This window comes from Pseudomonas canadensis (assembly GCF_030980095.1).
In the GTDB taxonomy this organism is placed as follows: domain Bacteria; phylum Pseudomonadota; class Gammaproteobacteria; order Pseudomonadales; family Pseudomonadaceae; genus Aquipseudomonas; species Aquipseudomonas canadensis.
The window spans coordinates 3,989,602-4,005,863 of the sequence record NZ_CP133298.1 but is presented as its reverse complement, the minus strand read 5'-3'; the positions used below and the strand labels follow the sequence as shown (position 1 = coordinate 4,005,863).

12 protein-coding genes and 4 tRNA genes are annotated in these 16,262 nt (G+C 59.1%); 9 read left to right on the top strand and 7 right to left on the bottom strand.

Annotated features, from left to right (window positions below; genetic code table 11):
• Window positions 1–16: 16 nt before the first annotated feature.
• From RB216_RS18475 to RB216_RS18465, 3 genes are read right to left on the bottom strand one after another with little or no spacing between them, the layout of a single operon-like run.
• Window positions 17–1,435, bottom strand: a complete 1,419-nt coding sequence (locus RB216_RS18475; protein WP_028616944.1) for an efflux transporter outer membrane subunit — start codon at window positions 1,433–1,435, stop codon at window positions 17–19.
• Window positions 1,419–2,588, bottom strand: coding sequence for an efflux RND transporter periplasmic adaptor subunit (locus tag RB216_RS18470; protein WP_028616943.1), 1,170 nt, complete (start codon window positions 2,586–2,588; stop codon window positions 1,419–1,421). Before RB216_RS18470 ends, RB216_RS18475 begins: the two co-directional genes overlap by 17 nt.
• The gene (locus tag RB216_RS18465; RefSeq protein ID WP_028616942.1) at window positions 2,578–5,799 is read right to left on the bottom strand and encodes an efflux RND transporter permease subunit; all 3,222 of its coding nucleotides are present in this window, start codon (window positions 5,797–5,799) and stop codon (window positions 2,578–2,580) included. The genes RB216_RS18470 and RB216_RS18465 overlap by 11 nt, the downstream gene beginning before the upstream one ends.
• Before the next feature lie 198 nt (window positions 5,800–5,997).
• Between RB216_RS18465 and RB216_RS18460 the strand changes: the two genes are divergently transcribed.
• Entirely contained in the window at window positions 5,998–6,408 is a 411-nt protein-coding gene (locus RB216_RS18460) for a PA0061/PA0062 family lipoprotein (RefSeq protein WP_068937230.1), read from the top strand.
• Here the strand turns inward: RB216_RS18460 and RB216_RS18455 are convergent.
• Complete coding sequence (locus RB216_RS18455; protein WP_016978011.1) at window positions 6,405–6,566, bottom strand: hypothetical protein; 162 nt, start codon at window positions 6,564–6,566, stop codon at window positions 6,405–6,407. The two genes, RB216_RS18460 and RB216_RS18455, sit on opposite strands and share 4 nt — an antisense overlap.
• Before the next feature lie 209 nt (window positions 6,567–6,775).
• Here RB216_RS18455 and RB216_RS18450 point away from each other — a divergent pair, with 209 nt between their 5' ends.
• Window positions 6,776–7,438 carry a C39 family peptidase gene (locus RB216_RS18450; RefSeq protein WP_122683971.1) on the top strand — a complete coding sequence of 221 codons (663 nt, stop codon included), beginning with the start codon at window positions 6,776–6,778 and terminating at the stop codon, window positions 7,436–7,438.
• A 36-nt stretch (window positions 7,439–7,474) separates the two neighbouring features.
• On the opposite strand, the gene pbpG is transcribed toward RB216_RS18450, so the two are convergent.
• From pbpG to folD, 3 genes are all read right to left on the bottom strand, one after another.
• Entirely contained in the window at window positions 7,475–8,398 is a 924-nt protein-coding gene (pbpG, locus tag RB216_RS18445; RefSeq protein WP_122683969.1) for a D-alanyl-D-alanine endopeptidase, read from the bottom strand.
• 131 nt (window positions 8,399–8,529) lie between these two features.
• On the bottom strand, window positions 8,530–10,560 hold the full coding sequence (locus RB216_RS18440) for a hypothetical protein (RefSeq protein WP_028616938.1): 2,031 nt from the start codon (window positions 10,558–10,560) through the stop codon (window positions 8,530–8,532).
• Window positions 10,561–10,653: 93 nt separating this feature from the next.
• Window positions 10,654–11,508, bottom strand: coding sequence for a bifunctional methylenetetrahydrofolate dehydrogenase/methenyltetrahydrofolate cyclohydrolase FolD (gene folD, locus RB216_RS18435; protein ID WP_028616937.1), 855 nt, complete (start codon window positions 11,506–11,508; stop codon window positions 10,654–10,656).
• Window positions 11,509–11,787: 279 nt separating this feature from the next.
• On the opposite strand from folD, the gene RB216_RS18430 reads away from it, so the two are divergent.
• The 7 genes from RB216_RS18430 (at window position 11,788) to clpX (ending at window position 16,101) form a co-directional block, all read left to right on the top strand.
• A tRNA-Arg gene (locus RB216_RS18430) sits at window positions 11,788–11,864 on the top strand.
• Window positions 11,865–11,896: 32 nt separating this feature from the next.
• A tRNA-His gene (locus RB216_RS18425) sits at window positions 11,897–11,972 on the top strand.
• 56 nt (window positions 11,973–12,028) lie between these two features.
• A tRNA-Leu gene (locus RB216_RS18420) sits at window positions 12,029–12,113 on the top strand.
• Between the two features lie 77 nt (window positions 12,114–12,190).
• Window positions 12,191–12,266, top strand: a tRNA-His gene (locus tag RB216_RS18415).
• A gap of 401 nt (window positions 12,267–12,667) precedes the next feature.
• Window positions 12,668–13,978 (top strand): trigger factor, encoded by a 1,311-nt coding sequence (gene tig, locus RB216_RS18410; RefSeq protein ID WP_028616936.1) that lies wholly within the window; start codon window positions 12,668–12,670, stop codon window positions 13,976–13,978.
• 91 nt (window positions 13,979–14,069) lie between these two features.
• On the top strand, window positions 14,070–14,705 hold the full coding sequence (clpP, locus tag RB216_RS18405; protein ID WP_028616935.1) for an ATP-dependent Clp endopeptidase proteolytic subunit ClpP: 636 nt from the start codon (window positions 14,070–14,072) through the stop codon (window positions 14,703–14,705).
• 112 nt (window positions 14,706–14,817) lie between these two features.
• Window positions 14,818–16,101 carry an ATP-dependent Clp protease ATP-binding subunit ClpX gene (clpX, locus tag RB216_RS18400; RefSeq protein ID WP_010209414.1) on the top strand — a complete coding sequence of 428 codons (1,284 nt, stop codon included), beginning with the start codon at window positions 14,818–14,820 and terminating at the stop codon, window positions 16,099–16,101.
• Window positions 16,102–16,262: the final 161 nt, after the last annotated feature.

The following is a 16,262-nucleotide window of genomic DNA, read 5'->3' as shown; positions in this document are numbered from 1 at the left end:
CGGAGAATGGGCAGTGTCAGGAAGAGGGTCGCCAGCCGCCACCCAGCGCAGTCACCAGCCCGACACTCGCCTGCAACTGCCGCGTCTGCACCGCCTGCAATGTCCGCTGCGCCTGTAACGCCGCCGTCTGCGCCGTCACCACATCCAGATAACTCACGGCCCCCGCCTGATAGCTGTTCATCGCCAGTGCTTGCGTGTGCTGCGCTGCATCCGCTGCCGCTTGTTCATCCTGTGCTTCCTGCTGCAGATCCCGCAGTTGCGCCAGGTTGTCCTCGACTTCGCGCACGGCTTTCAGCACCTGGCTGCGGTACTGCGCCGACGCCTCTTCAAACTCGGCCTTGGCCTGGCGTTCGTTGGCGCTTAGACGACCGCCATCGAAGATCGGCAAATTGACCAACGGCCCCAATGCCCAATAGCGATTGCCCGCGGACAGCAGGTTGCCGACCCCCTGAGTCTGCCCGCCAATCAACCCCGTCAAACTGAAATCTGGATACCACGCCGCCTTGGCCACGCCGATGTTGGCGTTGGCGGCAAACACTCGTCGCTCGGCCGCTGCAATATCCGGACGACGTTGCAGCAGGTGGCTAGGCAATTGCGAGGGTATCCCCGGCAAGGCGATCAATTGCGGGCCCGGCGGTAACGAAAAATCGCTGGCTGCCACACCCACCAGCTCTCCTATGGCGTGCTCGGTCAGATTGCGCTGCCCGCGTACTTCATCCCATTGCGCCTTGGCCTCGGCCAGTTGATTCTGCGCGCGCGTGAGGTCCAGCTCCGAAGCAATCTGCCCCTCATACCGGCTACGGGTCAGCTGCAACGCCTGGCCGAAATCCTCCAGTGAACGGTTGAGAATCCGCGCCTGCGCATCCAACCCGTTGAGCTGCACGTACAACGTCGCCAACTGATGTTGCAGGCTCAAGCGCGCCACCGCCAAATCATCGCCGGACGCCTGCGCTTGGGCATCGCCGGCCGCGACCTGGTTGCGGATTTTGCCCCACAGGTCCAGGTCGTAGCTCAGTGAAAACCCTGCCGTATTGCTGTTGTACACCGACGGCTGCGTATCGCCCCGCAGTGGCCGCGAGTCCGATTGGCGCTGGCGCAACGGCTGCGCACTGGCGGTGATCTGCGGGAACAACCCCGCATGCAATTGGCTGGCATAGGCCTGGGATGCGTCGAAGTGCGCCAGCGCCGCCGTCAAATCCGGGTTGGCCTTGAGCAGTTGCTGTTGCAGGTCATTCAGGCGCGAATCGTGGTAGAGCGTCCACCATTCGGGGGCCAGTTGATCGGACGGTTGCGCGCTGTGCCAGGGGCCATCGCTGGTCTGTTCGCGGTAGCCGGCCGGCAAATCAACGCTCGGCACCTTGTAGGTCGGCGCCATCGAGCAGCCCTGCAACGCCAGCAGCATCAGCGCTGCGAGGGGTTTAAGCCTTAGGCGCATGCGCACCTCCCGCGGCATCGGCCAGTTGTACCGGGTCGCCTTCACGCAGGGCGTCCGGCGGGTTGTCGACCACACGGTCGGCGGGTTTCAGGCCTTGGTCGATGACCAGGCGTTCGCCCAGGTCGAGGCCGATGTGAATGTCCTGCAGGTGCACATGATTGCGCGCATCCAACACCGCCACTTGCGTGCCTTGGGCACGGAAGATCAATGCACTGGCCGGGATGCTCACGCCATGGGTATCCGCCGGTATCGGCAGGGTGGCTTCGGCGTAATCACCGGGCAGCAATTCGCCGTTGGGGTTGTCGGCCACGAACTGCGCGAGCAAGGTGCCGGAACGGCGGTCGATGGCGGTGGAATCACCGATCAGGTGCGCCTTGAAGTGTTCGCCGGGGTGCTCGGGCACGGTCAGTTCGGCTTCGAGGCCTGGGTGGATGACCGCCGCGTAGTTCTGCGGCACAGGCACATACAGGCGCAGTTGGTGAGTGTCGGCGATGTTGAACAGTTCCGGATCACTGTCGGTGTCGGCCTTGATCAACTGGCCGATATCGGTGTTGCGCGCGGTGATGGTGCCCGCGAATGGCGCGCGGATTGTCTTGTAGTTTTCCAGCGCGGACAGCCGCGCATAGTCGGCAGCGGCGGCTTCGGCGTTGGCTTTTGCGGCGGCGGCATTGGAGGTTTTTTCATCGGCCTCCTGGCGCGATACCGAATGGCTGGCGAGCAGGTTTTGCCAGCGGGTGGCGGTGGTTTCGGCCAGGCGTGCGTTGGCCTGTTCCTGTACCAGCCGGGCGTGGGTTTGCGCCAGTTGCTGGTCCAGGTCAGGGCTGTCGATCTCGGCGAGGATTTGCCCGGCTTTGACCTGGGTGCCGATGTCGGCCTTCCAGTCCTTGAGGTAGCCGCTGACGCGGGCGTGAATCGGCGCCTTGCTCCAGGCTTCGAGGTGCGCCGGCAAGCGTAGGGTATCGCCGGCGACATTCTGCTGCGGTTGGAACACCATCACCTGCGGGATGGCGGCGGTTTCGGTCCAGGCGGTGACCGATTGTTCGTGCAGCGTGCGGGCATGCAGGCCGTTGGCGACCAACAGGGCGGCCAGGGTCAGGCCGCCGACACCCATGAGCATCAGACGCTTGCGCGAGGGTTTGTGATCAGACGACATGAGGCGTTTCTCCAGCAGTGGCGCGAGTAGGGTGACGGCCGTGGACCAGGCTGAAGACCACGGGGACAAACAACAGGGTGGCGGTGGTGGCGAGGATCAAGCCACCGATCACCGCACGGCCGAGGGGGGCGTTCTGCTCCTCGGAAATCGCCAGGGGCAACATGCCGATGATCATCGCCAGGGCGGTCATGCACACCGGGCGGAAGCGCGTGTAGCCGGCTTCCAGCGCGGCCTTTAGCGCATCGCCATGTTCGGCCAGGCGTTCGCGGCAGAAGCTCACCACCAGGATCGAGTTGGCCGTGGCCACGCCCATGCACAGGATCGCGCCGGTCAAGGCGGGCACCGACAACGAGGTGCCGCTGAGGAACAGCATCCACACGATCCCTGCCAGCGCCGCAGGCAAGGCGGTGATGATCACGAACGGATCGACCCAAGACTGGAAGTTGACCACGATCAGCAGGTAGATCAGCACTACCGCACCGAGCAGGCCAAGGCTCAAGCCGCTGAAGGCTTCATGCAGCGCATCGATCTGTCCGTGCAGGCTGATCACTGCGCCTTTGGGGCGCATCGAGGCGGTGTCATCCAGCACTTTCTGCACATCACGGGCCACGCCGCCGAGATCGCGGCCTTGCACGTTGGCGTACAGGTCCAGGGTCGGTTCGATGTTGTAGTGGGTCACCACCGCCGGGCTTTGCACGCGGGAGATGGTGGCCACGCCGCCGAGGATCTGCGACTGGCCGTCGGCGCCGGTCACCGGCAGCGCTTCCAGCGAAGGCAGGCTGTCGAGGCGGTATTGCGGGGTGGCGGCGACGATGGAGTAGGACACGCCGTTGGCCGGGTTGAGCCAGAAGGTCGGTGCCACTTGTGAGCTGCCGGCGAGGGAGGCGACCATGCTGTTGGTCACGTCACGCTCGGTGATGCCCAGGCCATTGGCGCGCAGGCGGTCGACGTTGACCTGCAAGGACGGGTAGCCGGTGGACTGCTGGATGCGCAGGTCGGCGATGCCCGGTACGTGTTGCAGGCGCCGTTCCAGTTCCACCGCATAGGCGCGGTTTTCTTCATCGCTGCGCCCGGAGATTTTCACGTCCAGAGGGGCCGGGGCGCCGAAGTTGAGGATCTGGCTGCTGATGTCTGCCGGCAGGAATGCGAAATGGCTGCCGGGGAAACTTTCTGGCAGGGCTTCACGCAATTTCTTTACGTAGTCGGCGGTGGGCGCGTGGTCTTTTTTCAGCGTGACCTGGATATCGCCGTCCTGCGGGCCGATGGTGCCGCTGCTGCTGTAGGCCATGTCGATACCGCTGAGCGGGATGCCGATGTTGTCGACGATGGTGTCGAGTTCTTCGGCGGGAATCACTTCACGAATCCGCGCCTCGATACGGTCGAAGGCGGCAGCGCTTTCTTCGATGCGCGTGCCCAGTGGCAGGCGCACGTGCAGGGCCAAGGCGCCCGCGTCGGTGGCCGGGAAGAAGTCCTGGCCAAGGCTTGGCAGCAGCAGGAACGATGCCAGCACACAGGCCAGGAAACCGACGATAAAACGCTTGCGATTGCCCAGGGCCAAGGTCAGCAGGCCGTGATAGGTGTCGCGGATGTTCGAGAAATGCCGCTCGAAACCCTGTTGGAAATTCAGCACCGATTGCAGCACGGCATTGCGCTGTTTCTGATGCTGCTCACCCTCGTGATGATTGATGAATTCATCTTCTGGATGGTGCCCTGCACCTTGCTCCGGGGCGTGCGGCTTGAGCAGGAACATTGCCAGCGTCGGCACCAGCGTACGCGACAGAATGAAAGAACTGGCCATGGCAAAGATCACCGCCAGGGCCATCGGCCGGAACAGATAACCGGCGATGCCTTGCAGCAAGAACATCGGCACGAAAACGATGCAAATACACAGCAGCGAGACGAACGCCGGGCCGACGATCTGTGCGGCGCCGTCGAGAATCGCGGTCTTCACCGCCTTGCCTTGTTCCAGGTGCCAGTTGATGTTTTCGATGGTCACCGTGGCGTCGTCCACCAGGATCCCCACCGCCAACGCCAGCCCGCCGAGGGTCATCACGTTGAGGGTTTGCCCGCTGACCGCCAACAGCGCGATGGCCGACAGCACGGCCAGGGGAATCGAGGCGGCAATAATGATCGTGGAACGCCAGCTGCCGAGGAACAGCAGGATCATCGCACTGGTCAACAGCGCGGCGATGATGCCTTCCTGGGCCACGCTGCCCACTGACTGTTTCACGAACACCGAGGCATCCCCCAGCAGCGAGGTCTTCAGCGACGGCGGCAGGGTTTCGTTGATGCGCGGCAGCATCTGGCGGATGCCGTCGATGATCGACAGGGTGGAGATGCTGCCGTTTTTCAATGCTGGCATGAGGACTGCGCGGTGGCCGTCGACGCGTACGATGTTGGTCTGCGGCGGCGAGCCGTCACGCACGTGGGCGACCTGGCCGATGGTGATCAAGGCTCCGTCGACCGTTTTGATCGGCAGGTCATTCAGCTCGTCGATGGCTTTGGGGCTGTTGTTGAGCAAGATGGTGTATTCGTTGGGGCCGAGTTTGGCGGTGCCCACCGGGATGATCTGGTTCTGCAGCGCCAAGGCATTGCCGACGTCTTGGGCCGATAAACCTTTGGCGGCCAGCGCCTGCGGGTCGAGGTCCAGGGTGATCTGGCGTTGCTTGCCGCCCATCGGTGTGGGCATGGCCAGGCCGGGCAGGGCGCTCAGGGGCAGGCGAATGTTGTTCTGCACCAGGTCGCGGATCTTGGCTTCCGAGAGGCTGGGGCTGGAGAACGCCATCTGCAAAATCGGCACCGTGGAGGCGCTGTAGTTGAGGATCAGCGGCGGCGTGATGCCCGGTGGCATCTGCTTGAGCACGGTTTGTGATACCGCCGTCACCTGGGCGTTGGCGGTGCGGATATCCACGCCGGGTTGGAAGAAAATTTTGACAATGCCCATGCCGGGCAAGGATTGCGACTCGATATGCTCGATGTCGTTAACCGTGGTGCTCAGGGAGCGTTCATAGGTGTAGATCACCCGGCCAGCCATGGCGTCCGGCGACAGACCGTTGTACTGCCAGACTACGGCGACCACGGGAATGCCAATGTCCGGAAAAACGTCAGTTGGGGTACGCAGGGCCGCCATCGGCCCGATGATGCAGATGAATATGGCCAACACGATAAACGTGTACGGCTTTTGCAGTGCGGTCTTTACCAGCCCGAGCATGCGTGAAACCTCCGGAGGGAGCAGGATTGCAAACCCCGGCAGTCTTGCCCGACCCACCTAACACGCACCTTTCAGCCAGGTGAAGGAACATTTAGGAAGGGGCTGAAGATCGTTTCATCTGTATTCATTTGTTCTACAAAGGGTGGCTCCCCAAGCTTGTAACCCATCGGACACATCGTCCTTCTTTGGAGCCCTGCCATGTCACTCAAACCCTTGTTATTGATCCCGGCCCTCGGTGCTGTGCTGTTGTTGTCGGCGTGCGCCGGCCCGATTCCCAAGGCCGACCCGAGCGAAGCGTGGATCGGTTTGAAAGAAGAAGCCCCCAACGATCTGATGGCCGAACGCGTGGACGGCAAGCGCGTGGATGACGGACGCTTCTTCGAAGTGACGCCGGGGGATCATCGCCTGGATGTGACGCTGTTTGAGGAGGAGCCAGGCGACGACAACCAGCAGGACTGCCAGGGTCGGGTCGAATACAAGAATTTCAAGGCGGGTGAGCACTACACCCTGGTGGAGTCGAGCTTGGGCACCACCGTGCGCGCATCCTTGATGGATGGTCACGGCAAGGAGGTCGCGGCGACTCAGGATTTCAATTGCATGCCTGGCTAGGCGTGATGTACCGCGACCTTATGGGGTTTGGCGGGTGCAGCGGGTTTGACGTGGGGGTGATGGTGCCGACGGGTGATGCGCAACACCCCCCACAACATGGCGCCGGCTACCGCCAGCCAACCGCATATCAACAGGACAATCGTTGTTGCAAGGCTCATTCCGGCCTCCTTTCGCCCCCAGGGGGCACACACAGTCTTCTCAATGGACAGTCTAGCTAGCTGACGGTTGCCTGCTATTGACCAATGGTCGTGTCTGTCCAACTTCTTTGCTCTATCCGCGTCCTTTACTAAGCCTGCGGGCTATACCCGCGTGGCAGAGCGTCCTATGATCAGGGCCCTTACCGGCAGTTGATCAAGAGAGTAGAAAATTGCGGTTACGGTCGAACCTGAAAACATCCTTGTTCCTCGCGTGTGCCTTGGGCCTTGCGGCGTGTTCCTCCACTCCGTCGAGACTGGCGGGCCTGCCGGAGCGCGTCGAGCTCAATGGCGTGCCGACCTTTCGCAGCGAGGCTTATCAGAGTGGTCCTACGTCTTTAGCCAGCATGCTGTCGCAACAAGGCATTGTCATGACACCGGGGCTATTGGATAAACCGCTGCATTTGCCGGGCCGCGAAGCGGACCTTGAGCGCAATATGCAGGTGCTGGCGCGCGAGTACGGGCTGATGGTGTACCCGCTGGACGCCAAGCTGACAGCGGTGCTGGCACAGGTGGCAGCGGGTTATCCAGTGATGGCGCGGATCGGTGGCGGGCTGTGGTCGGACGCGCACTACGTGGTCGTAGTGGGGTTCAATCAGCAGAAAAGTACGGTGTTGTTGCGCTCTGGCATGGATCGACGTTTGCTGATGAGCTTCAGCGACTTTGAGTCCAAATGGAAAAGCGCCGGCAGTTGGGCAATCCTCACTCAGCGCCCGAGCCAGTTGCCGGCGAATGTAGATGCACAACGTTGGCGCGACTCGGCGAATGCGACGGCCCAGGCCGGGCAGGAGCGGGCGGCGGCGCAGGCACTGAAGGTGTTGGCGGAACGCAAATAAAAAACGGCGCTATCGAAGCGCCGTTTTTTATATCGTTTAGCGACGGGCTTCCGCAGCGTTAGGACGATTCTTCAGGTTCTTGTCGGCCTTGTAGCGCAACGCCACATCCGGCACCGAACCGCTCTTGCCGGTCTCGACCCAATTGCGGATACGGCTGGCATCGGCAAAGTGGGTGAATTTGCCGAAGGCATCCAGGATCACCAACGATACCGGGCGGTTGCCCATGCTGGTCACCAGCACCAGGCAGTGGCCGGCCTGGTTGGTGAAACCGGTCTTGGTCAGCTTGATGTCCCAATTGGCGCGGTTGATCAGGTGGTCAGTGTTGGAGAAGCCCAGGGTGTAGTTGGGCTTGCGGAACGACACGGTCTTTTCCTTGGTGGTGCTCAATTGGCTCAGCAGCGGGTAGTGACGCGCGGCGGCCAGCAGTTTGCTCAGGTCGCGGGCAGTGGACACGTTGTGGATCGAAAGGCCAGTGGGTTCTACATAATGAGTGCTGGTCATGCCCAACGCCTTGGCCTTGGCGTTCATCGCGGCGATGAAGGCTGCATAGCCACCCGGGTAGTGGTGGGCCAGGCTCGCGGCGGCGCGGTTTTCCGAGGACATCAGAGCGATCAGCAGCATTTCCTTGCGCGGCATCTGGCTGCCGATCTTCACGCGCGAGAACACGCCTTTCATTTCCGGCGTGTCGGTGATGTTGATATCGATGTACTCATCCATATTCTGCTTGGCTTCGAGCACGATCAGGCCAGTCATTAATTTGCTCACCGAAGCGATGGGCACCACCACGTCCGGGTTGCTGGAATAAATGACCTTGTTGGTCTGCAGGTCGACCAACATGGCGCTGCCAGAAGCGATTTGCAGCTTGGACGTATCACGCGGGGCCTGGGTGGTTTCGGCGGCGTGCGCGAAGGTGCCTGTGAAAGCAAAAAATAGGCTGATAATAGAAAGACGAATTTTCACGCGGATGAACTCGCTAAAAGTAAGGAAATACCGTTCTGGAACGGGTTGTATGACAAATGCCGTTACATTTTAGGAGTATGGATCAGAAAGCGATAGAGGCCTTTAAATAAAGGCCGTAAGCCGATGATTGGTTAGGGTTGTACCGATTTTGAACCCACCTTGGGGGGCTCAAGTAACAGAAGCGTTCCAAGGTCATTTTTTGCATTGACCGGATAGTGCGAGATGAGCGCCGCGTCATCGATCTTCGCTAGGGTTTGCGAAGAGGGGCCTATGCCTAGGTAAATGCACGGTAGAGGGGTCGCGAGTGCCCCAGCCATGAGCGCGTCGAGGTCGCTCTGCAGCAAGGTTTCGATCATGCCGGGCCCAGGCAAAGGCGAGGAGGTTTGCAGTTGCGCATGATAGATAGCCTGTCGTTGTGCCAGGATCAAGCAGTTACGCCCCTTGTAGGTTGCGCGTAGAAACGCCAGTTCGTTCGCTACCACAGAGTCCCTGGGCGTGTGAAAGTCGGAGAGCGTGTTGATGCCAGTTGTTACAAGGTTGCGACTTGAAAAGGCCAGGGTCACCGTGCCGAGGCTCACGAAGACAAGAAACGGGACAGCCAGCACGTTGGATAGGGCAGATGTAGAGCGTTTGCGGATTGATCGCAGGATCAAGTCTGTCAGCACCGCACCTGTTACCAGTGCGGGCCATAGCACCATCATCAGGCAGAAAATGTGTGAACGCCCCTGGTAGTAGGTGAACAGTCCAAGTCCCATCAGCGAGGCGCAGAAGAGCAAGTCATACACCGGCTTGTCGCTATGTCGCCGCCATGCCGAAAGCGCTGTGACGGCCGCCGCGGCATAAACAAGCAGAATGACTTGCCAGGGATGGAAGGTGAGGGGCATTGGCAGCATCATGAAACCCGCTCCGTAGAACAGTTTCTGGGACGCAAGGGCTTCCTGAATGCCGAGTGGGGCGCCAGCCTTGATTCGCAGGGTAATCATCAGGATACACAGGCTCAGCACTGCAAAAAGTGAAAAGCCGAGCGCGGACAGCAGACTTTTCCATTTCGGGCGCTGACTAAAAAGAGGTTTCACCAAAAGCGTTGCACCTATGGAAATCAGCACTGGAATTCCGGAATCTATGTTCCAGAAAACCGCGATACCTGAGGCTATTCCCAGCGCGCCAAGGCGCATGCGTGAAGGGCGGGAGCAGTAGTGTGCGAACAGGAGCAGCGACACGGCAGGGCAAATAAAGCGAATAGGGTAGTACTGCAGATAGATTTCCTGCGCGAATCCGTTCAGGTACAGAAACAGGCTTGTAGGTATCAGCAGGCACAGGAACGTCAATATCCTCAGGCCGTGGTTGCGTACGTGAAGGTGCAAGATCACGGCGAGGCAGACAAGGCCGACGAGCTGGAGCACTGCAAAAAAAGTGCTGACGGAGAAGACACTGACTCCGGCAAGTTTGAAAAATGGGGCGATCAGTTCCGGGAATAAACCATATTGCGAAGGTAGTTCGCTGAGTAACGTTTTGCCTGCGACGACTTGGGTCAGCGCATAGGTGGCGGCGTCATAGCTGACAGACCATTGGCTTGCGAGGGTGACCGTGTCAATGGAAGCCAACCTGTAAGGGGCTATCTGGAAGATGAAGGTCGCTATACAAGCCAGCGCAATGGTAAGCGCCATCGACGAGCGGCTTGGCTTGCCCCCGGTCCAATTCTGTACCAGCACGGCTATCGAGAGGATTACGGACAGCACCAGCATGATCGTCCGGCTGGTACCCGACACGCTCTTGGGGAAGAACATCACGCTGGTGAAGTCCGAGGCGATGAATGGGCCTGCCAATGCGAGGGATAGCAGGGCTAGCGTCAGGCCCGCGAGCCAGGGTGGTGGGTTGAAGCCTCGCAGGAACCTGAGCGCGGCAACCAGGCCAATTGGAGCCAGTGCGGCGAGAACTATGAAAACCGCGCGCTCAACTGGCTCGGGATTCAACTGAGAGGGGGTTGTTATGCGCTCGGCTGCAAAAACCGGTACCTGAACATTGCTTCCTATTTGGAAGTAGATTGCCAGCAGACTCAGCCCAACGGCAGCAAGCGTGACGAATGCGGCGAAAATAATCAGGGCAAGCCCTTGGCCGGGGATAGCATCGTGCGTTGCCTGCGTAACGCTGTTCTTGGTCATTATCAACGCGCCGGGGTCAAGCGAATCGGGAGGGGAAGGCAACTGGCCAATAAAAAGCCCTGCCGATGGCAGGGCTCTTTGTTGGAGCGCTTGTCAGCTGTGCAGGGTTTCTGCAGCGTATAACGTGTTTTCCAACAGGCAAGCACGCGTCATCGGGCCGACGCCGCCTGGCACTGGTGTGATCCAGCCGGCGCGGGGCAGGGCGGTTTCGTACACCACATCGCCCACCAGCTTGCCGTCGTCCTGACGGTTGATGCCCACGTCGATGACGATGGCGCCTTCCTTGATCCATTCGCCTTTTACCAGCCCCGGCTTGCCGGCAGCGACCACGACTAGGTCGGCGCGGCCGACGTGGCCGGCGAGGTCTTTGGTGAAGCGGTGGGTGACGGTCACGGTGCAGCCGGCCAACAGCAGTTCCATGGCCATCGGTCGACCAACGATGTTGGAGGCGCCGACGACCACGGCGTCGAGGCCGTACAGGTCGACACCGGTGCTTTCCAGCAGGGTCATGATGCCTTTCGGCGTGCACGGACGCAGCAGCGGGATACGCTGGGCCAGGCGGCCGACGTTATAAGGGTGGAAACCGTCGACGTCTTTGTCGGGGCGAATACGCTCCAGTAGTTTCGAGGCGTCCAGATGCTCGGGCAATGGCAGTTGCAGCAGGATGCCATCGATCTTCGGGTCGTCGTTGAGGCTGTCGATCAGGTCGGTAAGGGCCTGCTGGGTGGTCTCGGAAGGCAAGTCGTAGGCCTTGGAAATAAAGCCGACCTCTTCACAGTCTTTACGCTTGTGCGAGACATAAACCTGAGAGGCAGGATCGCTGCCGACCAGGATCACCGCGAGGCCAGGCGTGCGCAGGCCCTGCTGGCTACGCTCGGTGACTCGTTTGGCGATCTGCTGGCGCAGGCTGGCGGCGATTGATTTGCCGTCGATAAGTTGTGCAGTCATTACGCGTGATTAACCATCGAGAGGGGGAAGAAAAGTGCGCGCATTCTCGCATGCCAAGACGTGAGGGCAAAGGCGCTTGGTCTGCAAATTGCCCTAACCCCTTAAATAAAATGAATTTTTTTCAAAAAAGATTTGACGGGTTTCGAGGGCGCCTATACTATTCGTCGCACTTGTCGGGCACAGCCTAGCACTGGTTAAGAAGGTCGAGCAGAATAGCGTGTTGTTCTGCAAGGCTGGAAGCACTTAGTTTGTAATCCTCCAAGAGTACAGATTAATCAGGCGCCCGTAGCTCAGCTGGATAGAGCATCCGCCTTCTAAGCGGATGGTCGCAGGTTCGAGTCCTGCCGGGTGCGCCATTAGGCAGCTTTGGCACAAGTAGCGCTATATGGTGGGCGTAGCTCAGTTGGTAGAGCACGGGATTGTGACTCCCGTTGTCGAGGGTTCGATCCCCTTCGTCCACCCCATATTTTAAAAGGCGCCAGATTAATCGTCTGGCGCCTTTGCTTTAAGAGCTTCAAGCGCGGATGTGGTGGAATTGGTAGACACACTGGATTTAGGTTCCAGCGCCGCGAGGCGTAAGAGTTCGAGTCTCTTCATCCGCACCAAATAAAGCTTGGTCCCGTCGAAAGGCAGGGCAGAGCTCAACAAAGAAGTGGTTTGGTTTCTTTGTTAACGCAATATGGTGGGCGTAGCTCAGTTGGTAGAGCACGGGATTGTGACTCCCGTTGTCGAGGGTTCGATCCCCTTCGTCCACCCCATATTCGAAAGGCGCCAGATTTAACAGTCTGGCGCCTTTTTTGGTTTCAGCGGTTCGAAATATCCAGCGCCTGCAGGTAATGGGGTGCGACGGCGGGGCGTTTCATCGTATTTGTGTATCTCGATGATGCTGCGCTGCCAGCCAGCCCTGTTTGCGGGGTTGGCCGTCAGGGCGATGGATGACGACTTCTTCTATATATAGAAGGGGCGGCGCAGAGCCCTGGCGTGATGGGTTGTATTTGTCACCGGGGCGAAGTGCATCCGTGCCTTCGTACCGATAAATTGCCGGCTGTTTTCGGGCGTATTTGCAGTAGGGTGACTTCTTGAGTTTGACCCACTAGAATGCATGCCCTTGATTGGGGTCGGAAATGGCCGGCTAACGTCTGTGCAACGAGGAATATCCATGCAAGTTTCTGTTGAAAATACTACTGCTATCGAGCGTCGCCTGAGCATCTCCGTGCCGGCTGAGCGCGTCGAGACTGCGGTCAACAAGCGTCTGCAGCAGACTGCCCAAAAGGCCAAGATCGCTGGTTTCCGTCCAGGCAAAGTGCCAATGAGCGAAATCAAGCGCCGTTTTGGTGCCGATGCCCGCCAGGAAGCTGTTGGTGACGTGATCCAGGCTTCCTTCTACGAAGCGGTCGTTGAGCACAAGCTGAACCCAGCAGGGTCGCCGTCGATCGAGCCTAAGTCCCTGGAAGCTGGCAAGGACCTGGAATACGTCGCCGTATTCGAAGTGTTCCCTGAATTTGAAGTGGCCGGTTTCGACGGTATTGCCATCGAGCGTCTGAGCGCCGAAGTGGCTGATTCGGACCTGGACAACATGCTGGAAATCCTGCGCAAGCAGAACACCCGTTTCGAAGTGGCCGACCGTGCTGCCCAGAACGAAGACCAGCTGAACATCGATTTCGTTGGCAAGGTTGACGGCGAAGTCTTCGCTGGCGGCTCCGCCAAGGGTACCCAGCTGGTGCTGGGCTCCAACCGCATGATCCCTGGTTTCGAAGACGGCCTGGTTGGCGCCAAAGCCGGCGAAGAGCGCGTTCTGAACCTGACTTTCCCTGCTGACTACCAGAACCTGGACCTGGCCGGCAAAGCCGCCGAGTTCACCGTGACCGTCAACAGCGTTTCCGAGCCTAAGCTGCCAGAGCTGAACGAAGAGTTCTTCGCTCAATTCGGCATCAAGGAAACCGGCATCGAAGGCTTCCGCACCGAAGTTCGCAAGAACATGGAGCGCGAGCTGCGTCAGGCCATCAAGTCCAAGGTCAAGAACCAGGTCATGGACGGTCTGCTGGCCGCCAACCCGATCGAAGTGCCCAAGGCCCTGCTGTCCAACGAAGTGGATCGCCTGCGCGTACAAGCTGTTCAGCAGTTTGGTGGCAACATCAAGCCTGACCAACTGCCGGCCGAGCTGTTCGAAGAACAAGCCAAGCGCCGCGTCGTGCTGGGTCTGATCGTGGCTGAAGTGGTCAAGCAGTTCGACCTCAAGCCTGACGAAGATCGCGTTCGCGAAATGATCCAGGAAATGGCTTCGGCCTACCAGGAGCCTGAGCAGGTCGTGGCTTGGTACTACAAGAACGATCAGCAACTGAACGAAGTGCGTTCGGTTGTGCTGGAAGAACAAGTTGTGGATACTGTTCTGCAGAAGGCTAAGGTGACCGATAAAGCGGTCTCTTACGAAGAAGCAGTCAAACCGGCGGAAGCAGCACAAGCCGACTGATTGTCCAACTCGTTGGAAATACAACCATAAGCCAGCCTCGCGCTGGCTTATGCGTTTTCAAGACATGACTATTTGGGAGTAACTGCAGAGCATGTTCCGTAATTCCTATATTCAGCAGAACTCTGATATCCAGGCCGCTGGCGGCCTGGTCCCGATGGTTGTCGAGCAGTCCGCTCGTGGCGAACGTGCCTACGACATCTACTCGCGCCTGCTCAAGGAGCGAGTGATCTTTCTGGTGGGCCCGGTAGAGGACTACATGGCCAACCTGATCTGTGCGCAGTTGCTGTTCCTTGAAGCGGAAAACCCGGACAAGGACATCCATCTCTACATCAACTCCCCAGGCGGCTCGGTCACTGCAGGCATGTCGATCTACGACACCATGCAGTTCATCAAGCCGAACGTGTCGACCACCTGCATTGGCCAAGCCTGCAGCATGGGCGCATTCCTGCTGACCGCCGGTGCCGAAGGCAAGCGTTTCTGCCTGCCGAACTCGCGTGTGATGATTCACCAGCCACTGGGCGGTTTCCAGGGCCAGGCGTCGGACATCGAAATCCACGCCAAGGAAATCCTGTTTATTCGTGAGCGCCTCAATACGTTGATGGCCAAGCACAGCGGGCACACCTTGGAAGAAATCGAGCGCGATACCAACCGCGACAACTTCATGAGTGCCGAAGCTGCGAAAGCATACGGGTTGATCGACGACGTGATCAGCCAGCGCCCCGCTTAATATAAGCTGCTCAAAATAGGGCTGGTCGGCATGTCCGACCACTGGCGGGCTTGAAAAAGCCCGCATAAGCCTTCATCTTGTGTTGCAAGCCTATCGGATTTGGATCGAACGAATGACTGACACCCGCAACGGCGAGGACAACGGCAAGCTGCTCTATTGCTCCTTCTGTGGCAAAAGCCAGCATGAAGTGCGCAAATTGATTGCCGGCCCCTCGGTCTTTATCTGCGACGAGTGCGTCGACCTGTGCAATGACATCATCCGTGAGGAGGTGCAGGAAGCCCAGGCCGAAAGCAGCGCGCATAAATTGCCTTCGCCCAAAGAAATCAGCGGCATCCTTGACCAGTACGTGATTGGTCAAGAGCGTGCAAAGAAGGTTCTGGCCGTAGCGGTATACAACCACTACAAGCGCTTGAACCAGCGTGACAAGAAAGGCGACGAAGTTGAACTCGGCAAGAGCAACATCTTGCTGATTGGTCCTACAGGCTCGGGTAAGACCCTGCTTGCAGAAACCCTCGCTCGCCTGCTGAACGTTCCGTTCACCATCGCCGACGCTACCACCCTCACCGAGGCTGGCTACGTGGGTGAAGATGTCGAGAACATCATTCAGAAACTGCTCCAGAAGTGCGACTACGACGTAGAGAAAGCCCAGATGGGTATTGTCTACATCGACGAAATCGACAAGATTTCACGCAAGTCGGACAACCCGTCGATCACCCGGGACGTTTCCGGTGAAGGCGTGCAGCAGGCCCTGTTGAAACTGATCGAAGGCACGGTCGCTTCCGTACCGCCACAAGGTGGTCGCAAGCATCCGCAGCAGGAATTCCTTCAGGTTGATACGCGTAACATCCTGTTCATCTGCGGTGGTGCGTTCTCCGGTCTGGAAAAAGTCATCCAGCAGCGTTCGACCCGCGGCGGCATCGGCTTCAGTGCCGAAGTGCGCAGCAAGGAAGAAGGCAAGAAGGTTGGAGAGTCCCTGCGTGAAGTCGAGCCTGACGATCTGGTCAAGTTCGGTCTGATCCCGGAATTCGTGGGCCGTCTGCCGGTTCTGGCCACGTTGGACGAGTTGGATGAGGCTGCTTTGATCCAGATCCTCACCGAGCCGAAAAACGCCCTGACCAAGCAATACGCCAAGCTGTTCGAGATGGAAGGTGTAGACCTCGAGTTCCGCACCGACGCCCTCAAATCGGTGGCCAAGCGGGCACTGGAGCGCAAGACCGGTGCACGTGGCCTGCGTTCGATTCTGGAAGGCGTCCTGCTCGACACCATGTACGAAATCCCCTCGCAGTCCGAGGTGAGTAAAGTGGTGATCGACGAAAGCGTCATAGAAGGTAAGTCCAAGCCACTGTATATCTACGAAAACAGTGAGCCGGCTGCCAAGGCTGCGCCCGACGCGTAAGCGTTTCGCAGTTTCGGTATAAACAAGGGGCCTCCAGGGGCCCCTTTGTTTTTACGGCGTTTTTTACCCCAAAGCGTTTACTGCGTTTAACTGCTGGCAATAAGCTTGTTTTTTTTGCATGCAGCCCCCATCTTGGTTTCAAGCTTATTTTTCATCTGTCA

Bases quoted from the DNA above. Each gene is read 5' to 3' on its own strand.
- RB216_RS18475 (WP_028616944.1), bottom strand. From the start codon at position 1,435: ATGCGCCTAAGGCTTAAACCCCTCGCAGCGCTGATGCTGCTGGCGTTG.
- RB216_RS18470 (WP_028616943.1), bottom strand. From the start codon at position 2,588: ATGTCGTCTGATCACAAACCCTCGCGCAAGCGTCTGATGCTCATGGGT.
- RB216_RS18465 (WP_028616942.1), bottom strand. From the start codon at position 5,799: ATGCTCGGGCTGGTAAAGACCGCACTGCAAAAGCCGTACACGTTTATC.
- RB216_RS18460 (WP_068937230.1), top strand. From the start codon at position 5,998: ATGTCACTCAAACCCTTGTTATTGATCCCGGCCCTCGGTGCTGTGCTG.
- RB216_RS18455 (WP_016978011.1), bottom strand. From the start codon at position 6,566: ATGAGCCTTGCAACAACGATTGTCCTGTTGATATGCGGTTGGCTGGCG.
- RB216_RS18440 (WP_028616938.1), bottom strand. From the start codon at position 10,560: ATGACCAAGAACAGCGTTACGCAGGCAACGCACGATGCTATCCCCGGC.
- folD (WP_028616937.1), bottom strand. From the start codon at position 11,508: ATGACTGCACAACTTATCGACGGCAAATCAATCGCCGCCAGCCTGCGC.
- tig (WP_028616936.1), top strand. From the start codon at position 12,668: ATGCAAGTTTCTGTTGAAAATACTACTGCTATCGAGCGTCGCCTGAGC.
- clpP (WP_028616935.1), top strand. From the start codon at position 14,070: ATGTTCCGTAATTCCTATATTCAGCAGAACTCTGATATCCAGGCCGCT.
- clpX (WP_010209414.1), top strand. From the start codon at position 14,818: ATGACTGACACCCGCAACGGCGAGGACAACGGCAAGCTGCTCTATTGC.